The sequence below is a fragment of the Cupriavidus sp. CuC1 genome, from assembly GCF_044627735.1.
Classification (GTDB): domain Bacteria; phylum Pseudomonadota; class Gammaproteobacteria; order Burkholderiales; family Burkholderiaceae; genus Cupriavidus; species Cupriavidus ulmosensis.
This window is the reverse complement of sequence record NZ_JBIUHC010000221.1, coordinates 1-13555: the sequence shown is the minus strand read 5'-3', so window position 1 is coordinate 13555 and position 13555 is coordinate 1. Positions and strand designations below refer to the sequence as shown.

Annotated in this window: 11 protein-coding genes and 1 pseudogene; 6 read left to right on the top strand and 6 right to left on the bottom strand. The window is 66.9% G+C overall.

Annotation, left to right across the window (positions count from 1 at the left end):
* Positions 1-132: 132 nt before the first annotated feature.
* From ACGLHR_RS47205 to ACGLHR_RS47190, 4 genes are all read right to left on the bottom strand, one after another.
* On the bottom strand, positions 133-330 hold the full coding sequence (locus ACGLHR_RS47205; protein WP_318232569.1) for a DUF3606 domain-containing protein: 198 nt from the start codon (positions 328-330) through the stop codon (positions 133-135).
* A gap of 181 nt (positions 331-511) precedes the next feature.
* Positions 512-931, bottom strand: a complete 420-nt coding sequence (locus tag ACGLHR_RS47200) for a RidA family protein (RefSeq protein WP_400102656.1) — start codon at positions 929-931, stop codon at positions 512-514.
* Positions 921-2066: a DSD1 family PLP-dependent enzyme gene (locus ACGLHR_RS47195; protein ID WP_400102655.1), complete on the bottom strand. Its 1146-nt coding sequence runs from the start codon at positions 2064-2066 to the stop codon at positions 921-923. Before ACGLHR_RS47195 ends, ACGLHR_RS47200 begins: the two co-directional genes overlap by 11 nt.
* A gap of 21 nt (positions 2067-2087) precedes the next feature.
* Positions 2088-2849, bottom strand: coding sequence for an HAD family hydrolase (locus ACGLHR_RS47190; protein ID WP_400102654.1), 762 nt, complete (start codon positions 2847-2849; stop codon positions 2088-2090).
* Between the two features lie 226 nt (positions 2850-3075).
* Here ACGLHR_RS47190 and ACGLHR_RS47185 point away from each other — a divergent pair.
* A pseudogene (locus ACGLHR_RS47185) lies at positions 3076-3300 on the top strand (hypothetical protein); the annotation flags it as partial.
* Here the strand turns inward: ACGLHR_RS47185 and ACGLHR_RS47180 are convergent.
* Complete coding sequence (locus tag ACGLHR_RS47180; RefSeq protein ID WP_400102653.1) at positions 3278-5260, bottom strand: alkyl/aryl-sulfatase; 1983 nt, start codon at positions 5258-5260, stop codon at positions 3278-3280. The pseudogene ACGLHR_RS47185 and the gene ACGLHR_RS47180 overlap by 23 nt on opposite strands.
* 101 nt (positions 5261-5361) lie before the next feature.
* Between ACGLHR_RS47180 and ACGLHR_RS47175 the strand changes: the two genes are divergently transcribed.
* From ACGLHR_RS47175 to ACGLHR_RS47155, 5 genes are all read left to right on the top strand, one after another.
* Positions 5362-6252, top strand: coding sequence for a LysR family transcriptional regulator (locus tag ACGLHR_RS47175; protein WP_400102652.1), 891 nt, complete (start codon positions 5362-5364; stop codon positions 6250-6252).
* 204 nt (positions 6253-6456) lie between these two features.
* Positions 6457-6909 carry a cobalt-zinc-cadmium resistance protein gene (locus ACGLHR_RS47170; protein ID WP_400102651.1) on the top strand — a complete coding sequence of 151 codons (453 nt, stop codon included), beginning with the start codon at positions 6457-6459 and terminating at the stop codon, positions 6907-6909.
* A gap of 194 nt (positions 6910-7103) precedes the next feature.
* Positions 7104-8384 carry a TolC family protein gene (locus ACGLHR_RS47165; RefSeq protein ID WP_400102657.1) on the top strand — a complete coding sequence of 427 codons (1281 nt, stop codon included), beginning with the start codon at positions 7104-7106 and terminating at the stop codon, positions 8382-8384.
* Positions 8385-8386: 2 nt separating this feature from the next.
* A complete protein-coding gene (locus ACGLHR_RS47160; protein ID WP_400102650.1) occupies positions 8387-9547 on the top strand; it encodes an efflux RND transporter periplasmic adaptor subunit in 1161 nt (386 codons plus the stop codon).
* Between the two features lie 6 nt (positions 9548-9553).
* Entirely contained in the window at positions 9554-12673 is a 3120-nt protein-coding gene (locus ACGLHR_RS47155) for an efflux RND transporter permease subunit (protein ID WP_318232577.1), read from the top strand.
* Positions 12674-13006: 333 nt separating this feature from the next.
* Here the strand turns inward: ACGLHR_RS47155 and ACGLHR_RS47150 are convergent, their stop codons facing one another.
* A complete protein-coding gene (locus tag ACGLHR_RS47150) occupies positions 13007-13486 on the bottom strand; it encodes a nuclear transport factor 2 family protein (protein ID WP_400102649.1) in 480 nt (159 codons plus the stop codon).
* Positions 13487-13555: the final 69 nt, after the last annotated feature.

The following is a 13555-nucleotide window of genomic DNA, read 5'->3' as shown; positions in this document are numbered from 1 at the left end:
ATGACGTCCGAGCCCATTCAGTCCATGATTTACGGGCCAAGAGCTCCGATCCAGCGCCTTGCTTTGCGAAAGTAGGGTTAGGACGTATTGCGCGTCGCGCATCCTCACCAGCGCATTGACGCGTGAAGCCTGTCAATGCCGCTTGTCCGGGTACAACGCCTCCAGGCGGGCCCGGACAGCGGCAATGTGATCGCCCACGTTCGACACGGCTTCCTGGAGTTCGGATTGGGTGCAGTTAAGCTGCGCGCACCAATACTGTATTTCGAGCGCATCCATCGTATTGACCCGGCCCGGGTCCAATGGCTTGAAGCGATTCGGATCGTTGCTCATGCGGTTCTCCCAGCGATTGCCGGCCGCGTCACTTGGCGTCGCAGGCGGGCGCGTTGCCTTCGATTGGATGCCTTGCATTGTAGTCATTGATCGGCCGCGCATGGCTACCTTTTACCGCGTGCCGCCGCGTACCGCCGCTCACGCAAGCCTGTGCGCACCAAGGCGGTTTCGCTCGACGCTGCTATGCGCCTGGCAGCACGACCGCCAGGGCTTCCACCTCGATCTTCAGGCCAAAATGCAGCGGGCCGGTCGGCACGATCGTCCGGGCCGGGCGTGCATTGCCGGCCCATGCCGCGTAGATGGCGTTGAATGCCGGCCAGTTCTCGATGGCGTCCACATAGACCCGTACCTGCGCCAGCCCGTCGATGCCGCTGCCGGCGGCAATCAGCGCCGCTTCCACATTGGCCAGCACCTGGCGCGCCTGATCTTCAAAGGGCGCGCCGACAAGCTTCTCGCCAGCGGGCGTGATGGGGAGTTGCCCGGATACGAACACGAAGCCATTGGCCACAGTCGCATGGCTGTAGTGCCCGCCCGGCACGGATAGCCCGGCGGGGGAGACCGTCCGTACCGCGTTAGCGGGGTTGGTTTGATCACCATCCATGGAACCGATTCCAGGTAGCGAGCTCGCCGTCTTGCGCGAGCGCGTGATATTCGGGGAACTGCGCACCAGTCGCGCAGGCATGATTGGGCAGGATGCGCAGCACCGTGCCGATGGGCAAGCGCGCCACGATGTCCGGCTCGGGCGCGCCTTCCCGCGACAGGATGCCATGTTCCTGGTTGGCGCCGCTGAGCACGTAGCCCGGGAGCACGGTGCCGTCGATGCCGCAGACCTGGCCATAGCCGAAATCGCGCTTCTGCTTTTGCGTGCCGCGGTCGCGGCTCATGGCCATCCAGCCCGCATCGACGATGGCCCAGCCCTTGTCCGCCTGATGCCCGATCACGGTGGTCAGCACGCTCAGCGCCACGTCTTGCGTTGCGCACACGCCCACGTTGCACATCACGAGGTCGAAGAACACGTAGACGCCCGCGCGTACCTCGGTAACGCCTTCCAGGCTCGTTGCAGTTAGCGCTGTCGGGGTCGATCCCACGCTGACCACCGCGCATGGCAGCCCGGCCGCGCGCAGCCGTTCGGCCGCCATGACGCAGCCGGCCCGCTCCTGCTCCGCCATCGCCGCCAGGGCTTCGGGCGTATCGAGGTCGTAGCTGGAGCCGGCGTGCGTCATCACGCCGCCCAGGCGGGCGCCGCCCTCGTGCAGCACGCGGGCCACGTCGATCAGCGCGGCTTCATCCGGGCGGATGCCGGAGCGGTGGCCATCCGTGTCGATCTCGATCCAGACTTCGAACGCCTCGCCATGCGTGGCGCCAAAGGCGACGATGGCCTCGGCCGACGCCACGCTATCGGTGACGATCTTCAGGTCGCAGCCCTGGCGGCGCAGCGCCAGGGCCTGGGGCAGCTTGGTCGAGACCATGCCCACGCCGTAGAGAATGTCCGTGACGCCATCGGCAAAGAAATGCGCGGCTTCCTTCAGGGTGGAAACGGTGATGCCGCGCGCGCCGGCATCGATCTGCGCCTGCACGACGGCCGAGCATTTGGTGGTCTTGGCATGCGGGCGGAACCGCACGCCAAGCGCGTCCATGCGCGCCTGCATGCGCTGGATGTTGTGCTGCATGCGGGGGAGGTCGATCACCGCCGCCGGTGTTTCCAGGCTAGCGAGCGTGTGGGTAGGCATGTTCATAGCGTTCTTGAAAATGTTCAGTCAGTCCAGGAATTGGCCTTTGGCCTTCAGCGCGGGCACGTCGTCGCGCAGGCCGCGCGACGGAATGCCGGACATGGCCGACGCTCCTTGACGGGATGGGGTTGCCGCATGAAAGGACCGCAGCCAGTACAGCGCCGGCTCCAGGGTGGCGAACTCCGCCTCGGGCGCCGGTGCGCCCGCGGGCAGCGCCAGGCCGACCCGGTTGTGCCAGTAGGTGCGCAGCCCGACGGCCGAGGTGCCGAACATGTCGTAGCCTGAGCCGGCGACAAACGCGGCATCCGCCGCCTGCACGCCGAGTTGCTTCAGCGCGAGCTGGTAGGGGCGAGGATCCGGCTTGTAGAAGCCGGCTGCCTCCGAGGTGACCACCACATCCCAGTCGATCTCGAGCAAGTCCGCGGCGCGCCGCCCCAGCCGTTCGGAGCAGTTCGTGACCACCGCCAGGCGGCAATGCGGGCGCAGGGTTTGCAGCAGCTCGCGGGCACCATCCCACGCGGGGAGGTTGTCCCAGCCGGCCTCGAGCGCTGCCGGCGCGCTGGCGGGCAGGCCGACATGCTCGGCCGCCTCGCGCACCAGTTGCTCGTAGGGGACGTAGGCGCCGCAGCCGTAGGTGAGCTTCAGGTACTCCGCGCGCCAGGCCCGGCCTTGTGTCTCCGAGCCGGCGACGGCGTTCCATACGGTCCAGGAATCCAGCAGCGCGGTGAGCAGGTCGAACAGGACGGCGCGGGGCCAGGCAGGGGCGGGCGATTGGGCGAGGGTTTCCATGCGTTCCTATTGTGGTGGGCGGGTGAGCGAGCGACGGCCGCGCAGCAAGTCATTGCAGGCCCTCAGTGTAGGAATGAATACGCGGTCCGTGGTTAAACGCCGCAACATCAATCGTTAAGCTGAAGTGAATGATTCAGATCGAAGACCGGCGGCTGGCAGAGGTGCTGGCCCAGGCGCCGTCCCTGAGCGCAGCCGCCCGCGCGCTCAATGTGACGCCGCCAGCGCTGATGCGGCGGATGCGGTGGCGCGCGGCCCGCTGGCCCAGGTGCTGGCCGGCTGGGAGTTCGACAGCGCGCCGGTGACCCTGCTGGTGCCCACGCGGCGGGGCCGCACGGCGCGGGTACAGGCGTTGATGCAGTTTTTCGAAGCGGCGCTGGGCAGCAGAAAATTCCAGATCGGGATCCGATGGCCAGCGCCCGCTCGCCGCCTCAGGGCGCTGCCTGCGGCGTGACAATGTTGAAGGACCCGTCAAAGCTGTCCAGCATGCCGAACAGCGCCGCCACCGCCTGTGGGTTGCCGTCAATGCGGATGCTGCCATCGCGGATCGCGTCCGGCAGCGTCAGTTGCTTCAGGCTGATGCGGTCGAGCGTGGCCTTGTCCAGCGTGATGGTTGCCGTGGCCTGCGCAGATTGCGAGTCGGCCAGGTAGGTCAGGGCGCTGTTGCGCAGCGTCATGGCGTAGTGCTCTTGCAGGTCGGTGAAGTTCCAGTTCAGCGTCATGGTCTTGCCCGCAGCCTTGTCGGCGTTCAGGCGCACCGCCAGGTAATCGAAGAAGTGCGGCACGGTCAGCGCGCGCACCAGGTCGGGCGACGTGGTGCCGCCGGGCGCGCTGCGCTTGACGCCGTTGCGCAGCTCCTGCGCGCCGCTCAGGTAAGCGTTGCGCCAGGTGGCGTTCTCGGTCTGGTAGCCAAGCTGCTCCAGCGCGTCGGCCTGCAGCGCGCGGGCCGCGGCGTTGGCGGGGTCGGCGAAGACGAGCTCGTTGCCGATCTGCGCCACCCAGCGGTATTCGCCGCGCGCGTAGGCTTCGCGGGCCTTGGCCAGCACGGCGTCCGGCCCGCCCATCCATTCGATCGTCTTCTTGGCGCCTTGCACCGGCGGCAACGGATTCAGGTGGGCGGGGTTGCCATCGTAGAACCCGAGGTAGCGCTGGTACACGGCGCGCACGTTATGGCTGATCGAGCCATAGTAGTCGCGCGCATACCATTTGCTGGCCAGCGGCTGGGGCAGCTTGCGCAGCGTGTCGGCGATGTCCATGGGCGTGAGGCCATGGTTCATCAGGCGCAGCGTCTGGTCGTTGAGGTAGGCGTACATGTCGCGCTGGTCCGACAGGAACTCGTTGATGCGCGCCTGGCCCCAGGTGGGCCAGTGGTGCTGGGCGATCAGGATGTCGCTGCGCTCGCCGTAGCGCGCCAGCGCCTGGCCGATATAGAACGACCAGGCCTTCGCATCGCGCACCTGCGCGCCGCGGATGGTCAGGATGTTGTGCTGGGTGCGTGCGGCGTTCTCCGCGATGCACAGGGTGCGCAGCTGCGGGAAGTAGAGGTTCATCTCGGCCGGCGCCTCGGTGCCGGGCGTGAGCTGGAACTCGATGTCGATGCCGTCGACGCGGCGGGTGTCGATGGTCTTGCTGATGAGATCGGTGGGCGCCAGCAGCGTGACCGTGCCGCGCGAGGTGGCCTTGCCCAGCCCGGCGTCGACCTGGCCCGTCGCGCTGCGGGGCAGGTTGGCGCCATACATGTACTGCGCGCGCCGGCTCATGGCGTTGCCCGCCAGCACGTTCTCGCTGATGGCTTCCTCCATGAATCCCGCCGGCGCGATCACGGCCACCTTGCCGGCCTTGACGTCGGCCTCGCTGACGATGCCCTTGGCGCCGCCGAAGTGATCCACGTGGCTGTGCGTGTAGATCACGGCCACCACCGGCTTGCGCGGCCGGTGCGCGTAGTACAGCTCCAGCGCAGCATGCGCGGTCTCGGCCACGATCAGCGGATCCATCACGATGATGCCGGTGTCCCCCTCGATGATGTTCATGTTCGACAGGTCGGCCCCGCGCACCTGGTAGAGGCGATCGGTGACCTTGAACAGGCCCGCTTCATTGTTGAGTTGCGCGAGCCGCCACAGGCTCGGGTTGACGGTCGCCGGCGCGGCTTCGGCGCGCTCGAAGGCGTAGGCGTTGAAGTCCCACGCCACGCGGCCGTCCGCGCCGCGGATGGTGCCCTCGGGGAAGCGCGCCACCAGCCCGCGCCGCGCATCCTCGAAATCCTGCCGGTCACTGAAGGGCGGCGCCTGGAGCCATGCCGCATTGGCCTGCGCGGTGGCGGGCGAGGCAGGCGCGCTGGCGGTCTGGGCCTGGGCCGTGGCGGCCTGGAAAGCGACGAGCGCCAGGATGGCGGGAAGGGTACGGCGACGGGACATGGGCGAGGCTCGGTGACACGAAGAGGACGTCTATTGAAGTTCACTGCCACCTATAATTCAATTGCAAGTTTTTTATCCCAGCGATGCATGGAGCGCATATCTTGAACCTGAAGCGGCTGGAACACCTGATCGCGGTGGCGGAAGAAGGCTCGCTGGCGGGGGCCGCCCGCCGCGTGCACCTGAGCCAGCCCGCGCTGACCCGCAGCATCCAGGCGCTGGAAGCCGAGGCTGGCATGCCGCTGTTCGATCGCGGCCCGCGCGGCGTGGCGTTGACCGCGGCCGGGCGCATGGTGGCGGAGCGGGCCCGGCGGATCCTGTTCGAGACGCGCTGCCTGGCGCGCGATCTCACGCTGGTGCAGCAGCATGAGATCGGCAGCGTGCAGATGGGGATGGGGCCGTTTCCCGCCGCCATCCTGCTGCCCGAGGTGCTGTGCGCCATGAACCGCGACTGGCCGAAGCTGCGCATCACGGCCGAGGTCAACAGCGCGCCCGCGCTGCTCGCCGCCTTGCACGCGGAGACGCTGGATTTCGTGGTGGCGGAGCGCCGCACCATTCCGCCGGTGGCCGAGTTGCAGGTAAGGCGATTGCGGCCCGAGCGCTCCGGCTGGTATGTCCGTGCGGGTCATCCGCTCAGCCGCGCGCCAGTCACGCCCGCGCAATTGCGCGAGGCTGCGCTCGTGTCGGTAACCTTGCCCCCGTATGGCCACGGGCAACTGCGCAGGCTGCTTGGCTGCCGGCCCGGCGAAAGCCTGCCCTTCCAGGTGGAGTGCAACGACTTTCGCGCGCTGACGCACCTGGCAGGTCATTCCGATGCGGTCCTGCTGGCACCCGCGCGCGCACTCAAGGCGGAGCTGGAGGCCGGCGAGCTGGTGCCACTCGATCTGGTGGGCAGCCCGGCCATGACCGTGGAGTTCGTGGTCGTGCATCTGGCGCAACGCACGCTGTCCCCGGCGGCGCAGAGGGCGGTGGCGGTGGTCGAGGCGGCTGCCTGAGCCACCCTGCCCGTTTCGCCGCACGCTGCACGCCACCCGCGTCCCCCGCGCTGGTAACTTTTGTAACGCATGACCGGAACGCACCGGGCGTTTGGCGGTCTATGACTTACACTCGCGTTACAATGCTGTGGTGCACCATCTGCGCCGGGTCAGTGATTTCCCGCTATCCGCGCCGTTCTTCCCCTTGTTGCCTCGTCCCAATTCATGCGTTCCCTGCTGCTCTTGCTGACCGTTTTGTGCTTGTCTGCACTGTCCTTCGGGGCAGCGGCGAACGCGCACGCCGGTATGTCGGGGCCTGCATTTGATCCTGTTCGCGCCGAATTCCAGATTTCCGAGTCGGCGTCCTCCCGCGCCCTCGACGAGCTGGACGGCAGTGCCGAGCTGGAGCGCGTCGTGGCCCCGGGCGACGATGGCCTGGTGGGCGAAGCGATGGCGGCAGCGGTGGTGGAGGACGATCCTCCCGGCTACTGCGAGATCTGGTCCGCTGACTTGCTCGACCCCCTCGACCTGCTCGACGAGATCGAAGAATCCAGCGCGCTCTTCGCGCTGCCTACCGTGCGTGTTTCGTTGCCTCCCAACGAGATCGCGCAACAACTGCCCGCACGCCCGCATCCTTTGCCCGCGGCGTTCTTCAAGCCCCCCATTTCCCTGATCTGACAGTCCTGGCAACCCCGGCGCGCGCCTTGCGTGCCCGGGCTGCGTTCCTATTGCCTGGGCGCCTTGGCCCGATCGCGTCCGCGATCGCTGGCTGACCGTTGGCGCGCGCTGCATTGCGTGCGCCGGCGGCGGGCGCGCAGCCGTTTCGCCTGCCCCCATTTGTCATGCAGATCAAACAGATCACTATGTTTTCCATGGTGGCGTTGCTGTCGCTTGGCGCCTACCCGGCGCTCGCGGTGGAGACGTTTACCTTGCCGCAACTGCTGTCCCTCTCGCAGTCCACCAACAAAGGCGTGGAGGCGGCGCAGGCCGGCGTCGATGCCGCCAGCGCCGCTGTCACCAGCGCGCGCGCCTATCCCAACCCGCAGGTCGAAGTCATGTACGGCCGCCTGTCGCCGCGCACCGCCGGCGTGACCGGTGGCGCCGCGCCGACCATGGCCATCACCCAGAAGCTGGACTATCCGCAGCAGCGCAAGCTGCGCGCGGAGATTGCCGGGCGCAGCCTGGAGGCCACCGAAGCCGGCCGCCAGGCGTTCCGCGCGGACCTGGCGGCGCGGGTCAAGACATCGTACTTCGACGTGCTGCGCCGCGAGATGGAGCTGGCCGCGGCCAAGGAAGACCTGGCGATGATGCGGCAGATCCAGGACCGCGCCCGCCTGCGGGTGGAGGTGGGCGAAGCGCCGCGCTATGAGTTGATCAAGGCCGAGACCGAGCTGCTGAGCGCGCAGAAGACGCTGCAGAGCGCCCAGTTGCGCGTCAACCAGGCCAAGGCGGCGCTGCGCCAGCAAGTGGGCGGCGCCATGCCGGCGGCCTATTCGCTGTCCGGCAGCCTGAGCCAGCCCCCCGCGCTGCCGGCGCTGCCGATGCTGCGCGACACCCTGACCGGGACCAACGCCGAGCTGACCCAGCGCCGCCTGGAAGCGGACCGCGCCAACCTGGCGGTGGACTACCAGCGCTCGCTGCGCCTGCCCGAGCTGGCGGTGCGCGCCAGCGCCGAGCGCCAGCCGGACAACACGGTCTCGCAAGTTGGCCTGGTCCTCACCATCCCGCTGTGGGACCGCCGCAGCGGCCCGGTGGGCGAGGCGACCGCGCAGGCGATCCAGGCCCGCACCGCACTGGAGGCCCGCGAGTTCGAGCTGACACAGGAGCTGGAATCGGCCTACCGCCAGTACGAGATCACACAGTCGCAGGTGAGCGCGCTGGAAGGCGGCATCGTGCGCCAGGCCGAGTCCGCGCTGGCGGTGGCCGAGTCGGCTTATCGCTTTGGCGAGCGCGGCATCCTGGATTACCTCGATGCCCAACGCGTGCTGCGCGGCGCGCGCAGCGACCTGATTGCCGCCCAGTTTGAGCTGCAGGCGGCCACCATCCAGATCGAAAAGCTGCTGTCGAGCGTGCCCGGGCAAGCCGTGGCACCCATGGCACCCATGGCCCCGTCCGCACCCGCGGCTCCCTCGGCACCTACGGATACCAAATAAGCATGCGACCCCATTTTCTTCTTTCCCTGACGGCAACCGCAGCCCTGCTGTTTTCCCTGGCTGGCTGCTCCGACGAACCCGCGCCCGCCGCCGAGGCGCCCAAGCAGCCGCCCGGCGTGGTCAAGCCGGAAGAGACGCTGCAGAAAACCCTGAAGGTGGCCGCGGTGGCTACCAGCCCCTTCAGCGAAGTGCTGCGCGTGTCCGGACGAATCGATTTCGACGAGCAGCGCGTGGCGCGCATCGGCGCCAGCGTGACCGGCCGCGTGACGGATCTCTACGGCATCCTGGGCCAGGAGGTCAAGGCGGGCCAGGTGCTCGCCCGCCTGCATAGCAGCGAGCTGGGCGCGGCCCAGATGGCCTTCCTCAAGGCCGAAGCCCAGACCGAGCTGCAGGTGCGCAACGCCGAGCGCGCGCGCCAGCTGTTCGCCGCCGATGTGATCGGCCGCGGCGAGCTGCAGCGCCGCGAGAGCGAGCTGGCCATTTCCTCGGCCGAGATGCGCGCCTATCGCGACCAGCTGCGCGTGCTTGGCATGTCGGCCGCGGCGGTGGCGCAACTCGCCAAGAGCGGCAGCATCGATTCCTATTCGCCGGTGTTCTCCAGCATCAGCGGCACCGTGGTGGAGCGCAACGTAGCGCAAGGCCAGGTCGTGCAGCCGGCCGACGCGCTCTACACCGTGGCCGACCTGTCGCGCGTGTGGGTGGTGGCGGAAGTGCCCGAGCAACAGGCCGCGCTGGTGGCCGAGGGCCAGAGCGTGGACATCGAGGTGCCATCCCTTGGCAATGGCGCGAGCCAGAAGCAGATCACCGGCAAGCTCATCTACGTGGGCCGCACCGTGAATCCGCAAACGCGCACCGTGCTGGTCCGCACGGAGCTGGAGAACCGCGAAGGACGCCTGAAGCCGGCCATGCTGGCCAGCATGCTGATTGCCAGCGCGCCGTCCGAGCAACTGGTGATCCCGGAATCCGCCATCGTGCGCGACGGCAACGACGAGCTGGTCTACCTGGAGCAGGCCGGCGGCCTGTACCGCCAGGTCAAGGTCAAGCTGGGCGCCGAGAGCGACGGCATGCGCGTGGTGCAAAGCGGGGTGAAGGCGGGCGACCGCATCGTGGTGGATGGTGCCTTCCACCTCGACAACGAGCGCAAGCGCCTGGAACAGGGGTAATCGATCATGCTGAAATCCCTTGTGGAAGCCGCCATCAAACAGCGGCTGGTCGTTTGCGTGCTGGCGGTGGTGCTGTTCTTCTTCGGCCTGCGCGCGGCAACGAAACTGTCGGTGGATGCCTTCCCCGACGTCACCAACGTGCAGGTGCAGATTGCCACCGAAGCGACCGGCCGCTCGCCGGAGGAAGTGGAGCGCTTTGTCACCGTGCCGGTGGAAATGGCCATGACCGGGTTGCCCGGCCTGGAAGAGATGCGCTCGCTGAACAAGGCGGGCCTGTCGCTGATCACGCTGGTGTTTACCGATGCGACGGACGTCTACTTCGCCCGGCAGCTGGTGATGGAGCGCCTGATCGAGGTGGCGGGCCGCATGCCGGAGGGCGTGACGCCGGTGCTCGGCCCGGTCTCCACCGGCCTGGGCGAGGTCTACCAGTACACGCTGGACCGCGCCGACGACGGCAACCGCGCGCTCACGACCGAAGAGCTCTCCGAGCGCCGCATTGCGCAGGACTGGGTGGTGCGCCCGCTGTTGCGCTCGATCCCCGGCGTGGCGGAAATCAACTCGCAGGGCGGCTTCGTCCGGCAGTACCAGGTGCTGGTCAACCCGGACCGCATGCGGCACTACCAGGTCACGCTGCAGCAGGTCTACCAGTCGCTCGCGCGCAATAACGCCAACTCCGGCGGCGGGGTGCTGCCGCACTACGCCGAGCAGTACCTGATCCGCGGCGTGGGCCTGGCCCGCGGCGTGGAGGATATCGGCAGCATCGTGCTCAAGGAGGTCTCGGGCACGCCGGTCTATGTGCGGGATGTGGCCAACGTGACCATCGGCCACGAGGTACGGCAGGGCGCGCTGGTCAAGAACGGCGAGACCGAGTCGGTCGGCGGCATCGTGATGATGATGCGCGGCGGCAACGCCAAGGAAGTGGTCAGCCGCGTCAAAGCCCGCGTGGCCGAGATCAACGAGCGCGGCATGCTGCCGGGCAAGCTGCAGATCGTGCCGTACTACGACCGCAGCGAACTGGTGGACTCCGCGCTGTGGACGGTCACCAAGGTGCTGCTCGAAGGCGTGGTGCTGGTGGTGATCGTGCTGTTCCTGTTCCTGGGGGATGTGCGCTCGTCCGTCATCGTGCTGGCCACGCTGGTGCTGACGCCGTTGATGACCTTCATGGTGATGAACCAGGTGGGCTTGTCGGCCAACCTGATGTCGCTGGGGGGGCTGGCCATCGCCATCGGCTTGATGGTCGACGGCTCGGTGGTGGTGGTGGAGAACGCGTTCGAGCGGCTCGGCCACCGCGACAAGAGCGGCATGAGCAAGACCGAGATCCTGGTCAAGGCGGTGCAGGAAGTCGCCACGCCCGTGATCGTCGGCGTGGGCATCATCATCCTGGTGTTCCTGCCGCTGATGACGCTGACCGGCATGGAAGGCAAGATGTTCGCGCCGCTGGCGTTCACCATCTCGATCGCGCTGGCGATCTCGCTGTTCCTGTCGCTGACGCTCTCGCCGGTGTTGTCGTCCTACCTGCTCAAGGGCGGCGCGGAGCACGACACCTGGCTGATCGCCTTCATGAAGCGCCACTACCTGCGCATGCTCCACTGGGCGCTGGACAATAGCCGCAAGACCGTGATCGGCGCAGTGGTGGCGTTCATGGCCACCGTCGCCATCGTGCCGCTGCTGGGTACCTCCTTTATCCCCGAGATGAAGGAAGGCTCGATCGTGCCGGCGCTGGACCGCGTGCCTAACATCTCGCTGGAGGAATCGGTCAAGCTGGAGATGGAAGCCAACAAGCTGGTGTTGTCGGTGCCTGGCGTGAAATCGGTGGTGTCCGGCGTGGGCCGCGGCGAAAGCCCGGCCGACCCGCAGGGCCAGAACGAATCGACGCCGATTGCCAGCCTGAAGGACCGTGACGAGTGGCCCGACGGCTGGACCCAGGACGATATCGCCAACGCCATCCGCGAGAAGCTCAAGGCCATCCCCGGCGTGCAGATCGTGATGGCGCAGCCGATTTCCGACCGCGTCGACGAAATGGTCAGCGGCGTGCGCTCGGACGTGGCGGTGAAGGTGTTCGGCGACGACCTCGACAAGCTGCGCGAGCTGGCCGGCGAGATCGCGCGGGTTGCCGGCGGCATCCAGGGCTCGCAGGACATCCGCATCGAGCGGATCTCCGGGCAGCAATACCTGTCGATCGAGATCGACCGCCAGGCCATTGCGCGCTACGGGCTCAATGCCTCCGACATCCACGACATCATCGAGATCGCCATCGGCGGCAAGCGTGCCACGGACATTTTCGAAGGCGAGCGCCGCTTCGCCGCGGCAGTGCGCCTGCCCGAGGAGTTCCGCGACAACGTGCAGGCCATCCGCCAACTGCTGGTGGCCACGCCCAACGGCGCGCAGGTGCCGCTGCAAAGCGTGGCCAAGATCGAGGTCACCGACGGCCCCGCGCAGATCAGCCGCGAAATGGCCAAGCGCCGCGTGGTGGTGATGATCAACGTCAAGGACCGCGACCTTGGCGGCTTCGTCGCCGAGTTGCAGCAGGCGGCCGACAGCAAGGTCAAGCTGCCGGAAGGCTACTACCTGGAGTGGGGCGGCCAGTTCCAGAACATGGAGCGTGCCATGGGCCACCTGAAGATCATCGTGCCGGTCACCATCGCCGCGATCTTCTTCCTGTTGTTCCTGCTGTTCAACTCCGTGCGCTTTGCCACGCTGATCATCACCGTGCTGCCGTTTGCCTCCATCGGCGGCATCATCGGCCTGTTCGTCACCGGCGAGTACTTGTCGGTGCCGGCATCGGTGGGCTTTATCGCGCTATGGGGCATGGCCGTGCTCAACGGGGTGGTGCTGGTGTCCTACATCCGCACGCTGCGCGATTCCGGCTTGTCGCTGGACCAGGCGGTGATCCAGGGCGCGACCCAGCGTTTCCGCCCGGTGATGATGACGGCCACCATCGCCATGCTGGGGCTGGTGCCCTTCCTGTTCTCCACCGGCCCGGGCTCCGAAGTCCAGCGCCCGCTGGCCGTGGTAGTGATCGGCGGGCTGATCACCTCGACCCTGCTGACGCTGGTGATGGTGCCTACGCTGTACCGCTGGTTCGATAATCGCAAGCCGGATCCGATGAAGGACGTGCCGGTGTGATCTTGGGTTGGCAGTAAAAGGTAGTTGATTGCAGGGAAAGCCCCACGTAGCGATGCGTGGGGCTTTTCACCACCCGGATCGACCCCACCCTGAGGGCGTTGGCTTCGCAAGCACGGAGTGGCAACGCCTCGTCCGCCGCCGAACTCAGTCAGCGGACTCAGGGTTTCCGAGACGCTACCGCTGCCGCCTTGAACGATTACCGTGATAGGCAAGCGGCTTGCGAGCGCACCGAGACGCGTGGACCATACGAAAACAGAGGTCCATACATGATGCGCATCAGGGAGTGCGCTGAGCGCTCCGCACCCTGAGAATATGCCCGGCATCGTCCTTATGTCACTTTTCCGGCATGACCGACGAATGGTGACTTGTGATCAGCCATTGCGCGCCGTCCCAGCGATAGGTATAGGTGTAGCGAGCCTGAGCGACGGCTCCGGTTCGTGCGAAGGTGAATGTGTAGAGCCCGGCATCAACCGCTGAATTGCACCCGAGCTCAATGATGCGGAAGTCAATCTTTCCGGACGGCCGATCTTCTAGAAAGTGATGGAAGTAGTCCACTTTCTCTGCGACCGTCACGCGAGGCTTGTTGGATAGCGTGGGAAGGAGAATTGAGCGCTCCGCGTAGTTGGCGGACACCTTGTGCGGATCGCCTGTTTGCAGCGACTGATTCCACCGGTCAAACAATGCCGCAATGTCCTGTTCTGACGTGCCCTTGCAGCTTTCCGTACGCAATGCCTGCGCATTGCCCGGCACGCTTTGGTTCGTGACGCATCCGGCGAGAACGAGCGCCAGGACCGCAACCCCAGAACTAAACATGACGACATAAGTATTGCAGCATGTATGATTGCGTGGTTACTCTAATGGAGAGGCAGCCATGCGCAGACT